This is a genomic window from Sphingopyxis sp., assembly GCF_035565275.1.
Taxonomy (GTDB): Bacteria; Pseudomonadota; Alphaproteobacteria; order Sphingomonadales; family Sphingomonadaceae; genus Sphingopyxis.
On the sequence record NZ_DATMST010000096.1, the window covers coordinates 1 to 2,451 of the forward strand.

Here is a 2,451-nt window from a genome sequence, read left to right on the forward strand (position 1 = left end):
GCAACGCGCCGCGCAAAACCCCCGACGCCGGCTCGCGCGCCATCGCGCCTTCGCGTCGCTTCTCGACGCAGCCGCCGACCCGCGCGCTTTCTTTCCCGCGCCGGACAGCGCGACGATCGTCTGCCGCTGCGAGGATGTCGAATTCGGAACGCTGTCGGAACGGGTATCGGCGGACGGATCGGCCAATGCCGTGAAGCTGGCGACGCGGTGCGGCATGGGCGCTTGCCAGGGACGCAACTGCGAACCGACGCTGCTCCGGATGATCTCTTCCGCAGGTGGACGCGACGATGCCGGCTTCACCGCGCGCTTCCCCGCGCGGCCCATATGCATCGCCGATATTCTGCCTTCCGGCTGAACGTTGCATTGCGGGCAACGATTTTTGCGTTTCGCTCGCGTTGCAGGCACGCGCCGGACCGCCCAAGATGGCGGGCCATCGCACGGAGTTTCGCATGAACGCAGCACCCGAAAAGCCCGTCTTCCTGTCGGTCGATCACATCTCGTGGACCGTCCCCGACCTTGAGGCGGCGCTGGCCTTTTACCGCGACGTCATCGGCGCCGAAGAGCTGTTCCGCATGGGACCGCTCGACGCCGCCGACATGCCTGTCGATGCGGAGGGCCGCGACTGGATGGAAACGCATGTGGGTGTGCAGGGCGCGCGGCTGACGCTCGTGATGATGAAGCTCACCGACAATATGAACTTCCAGCTCGTGCAATATGACAAGCCCGCCGATCGCCGGCAGGACCTGCCGCGCAATTGTGACCGCGGCGGCCACCACCTCGGGTTGAAAGTCGACGATGTCGACAAGGCGCTCGCCTATCTCGCCGCGCATGGCTGCACGCCGCTGGAGACGATCCACATCGACGCCGGACCGCTTGCGGGCAAGAAGAATGTCTATGTACTCGACCCCTTCGGGCACCAGCTCGAAATCGTCGACTGACCCACGAAAGGAAGTTTCATGCCGAACAGCAAGATCAATCCCGCCGGGCTTTATGATGCCGTTGGTTACGGCTTTTCCCATGCCGCGCTGCAGGATGGCGGGCGCACGCTGCATCTTGCGGGACAGGTTGCGTGGGACAGGGACTGCAACGTCGTTGGCGGCGGCGACCTTGCCGCGCAAACCCGGCAGGCGCTGGCCAATCTGAAGGCGGTGCTCGCCGAAGCGGGAGCGACGCCCGCCGATGTCGTGCGGCTGCGCACCTATGTTGTCGACCATGATCCGGACAAGCTCGGCCCCGTGCTGGCCGAGGTTGGCGCCTTCTACGACGGCGCGCTTCCGGCGCCGAACACGTTCATCGGCGTGCAGGCGCTCGCCCTGCCCGACTTTCTGGTCGAGATCGAAGCCACGGCCGTCATCGGATAGGCCGGGCGGCCGCGACGCTAGCGCATGCCCCTGATCTCGTCGTCGCGGCCCGTCATTTCCCAGCGGATGAGCGATATCGGGATCGACCCGGCGGCGCGAAAGCGGTCGTGGAACGATTTGATGTCGAACTTTTCGCCTTCCTGCATCGCCACGTCGGCGAGCAGCTTTTCCAGCTCGACCTTGCCGATATAATAGCCGATGCCATAGCCCGGCTGGCGCAGGTAAAGTTCGATATCGAACTGCGCCACCGCGTCGCCGGCTTCCATCCATTTGGGCGTGCGCGCGATCAGCGAGGCATTGGCCTGTTTCCACGTCCATTCATTCGCCTGCATCTTCAACTCGGGCAGGATCCGCGCGGCGCGTTTCGCGCCCAGTATATAGTCGATCTCGCGCGTTTTCGGCCGGTCTTCGAGCATCCCCGCCTGAAGGATCATTTCCTCGAGATAAAAGGCCCAGCCCTCGTTGCGCAGGCCGTTGACGAAGAACAGCCGCGACGCGCCGCGAACCGGGCGCGTATCGCGCGCCGCCTGCAACGCGTCGAAGGCGTGGCCGGGCAGATTGTGCGCGCGCAGCGGCCGCCCGTCACGAAATTCGGCCTGGAAAAAGAAATGCAGATGCAGCGGCGGGTCGAACAGCCCCGGTTTCGAAGGGTCCTTTTCGAAGGGGAATTGATACGGCCCCTCTTCGGGATCGTGCCGGACATAATCGGGGATCGTCACCCAGTCGCCGTCGCGCAGGAATTTGAGCAGATCCTCGTCCTCGGCCTTGCGCTTGGCGTCGAATTCGGCGCGCGTCTGCACCGGTTCGGGCATCGCGATGCCGCGGTTGCGATGCTCCTCGATCTTCAGGAACGCGATCTGGCGCTGATACTCGCGCTCGCCGATCACCGCGATTTCCTCCGGCGTATAGGGAAGCAGCAGGACATTCTTGAGATACCAGGCGTAATTTTCCCGGCCCACTCCGCCGTGCGCCGGAAGACCGGCTTCGATGCTTTCGAGCCAGGCCTTGAATCCGGCGGCCGCCGCCTGCGCGCGCTTCGCCGGCAGGGCGAGCGCAGGCTGGACCTTCGCGGCGCGCGCGGCGAGTTCGC

General features: G+C 65.0%; 4 protein-coding genes. 3 read left to right on the forward strand and 1 reads right to left on the reverse strand.

The window, feature by feature from the left end; all coding sequences use genetic code 11:
* The 3 genes from VN047_RS06960 to VN047_RS06970 form a co-directional block, all read left to right on the forward strand.
* Positions 1–355: (2Fe-2S)-binding protein (locus VN047_RS06960; RefSeq protein ID WP_325541412.1), on the forward strand; the 355-nt coding region annotated here is incomplete at its 5' end.
* Positions 356–449: 94 nt separating this feature from the next.
* A complete protein-coding gene (locus VN047_RS06965; RefSeq protein WP_325541414.1) occupies positions 450–938 on the forward strand; it encodes a VOC family protein in 489 nt (162 codons plus the stop codon).
* A gap of 18 nt (positions 939–956) precedes the next feature.
* Complete coding sequence (locus tag VN047_RS06970; protein ID WP_136175717.1) at positions 957–1,361, forward strand: RidA family protein; 405 nt, start codon at positions 957–959, stop codon at positions 1,359–1,361.
* Between the two features lie 17 nt (positions 1,362–1,378).
* On the opposite strand, the gene VN047_RS06975 is transcribed toward VN047_RS06970, so the two are convergent.
* The coding region (locus tag VN047_RS06975) for a DUF885 family protein (protein ID WP_325541417.1) at positions 1,379–2,451 on the reverse strand (1,073 nt) is incomplete at its 5' end.

Bases quoted from the DNA above. Each gene is read 5' to 3' on its own strand.
- VN047_RS06965 (WP_325541414.1), top strand. From the start codon at position 450: ATGAACGCAGCACCCGAAAAGCCCGTCTTCCTGTCGGTCGATCACATC.
- VN047_RS06970 (WP_136175717.1), top strand. From the start codon at position 957: ATGCCGAACAGCAAGATCAATCCCGCCGGGCTTTATGATGCCGTTGGT.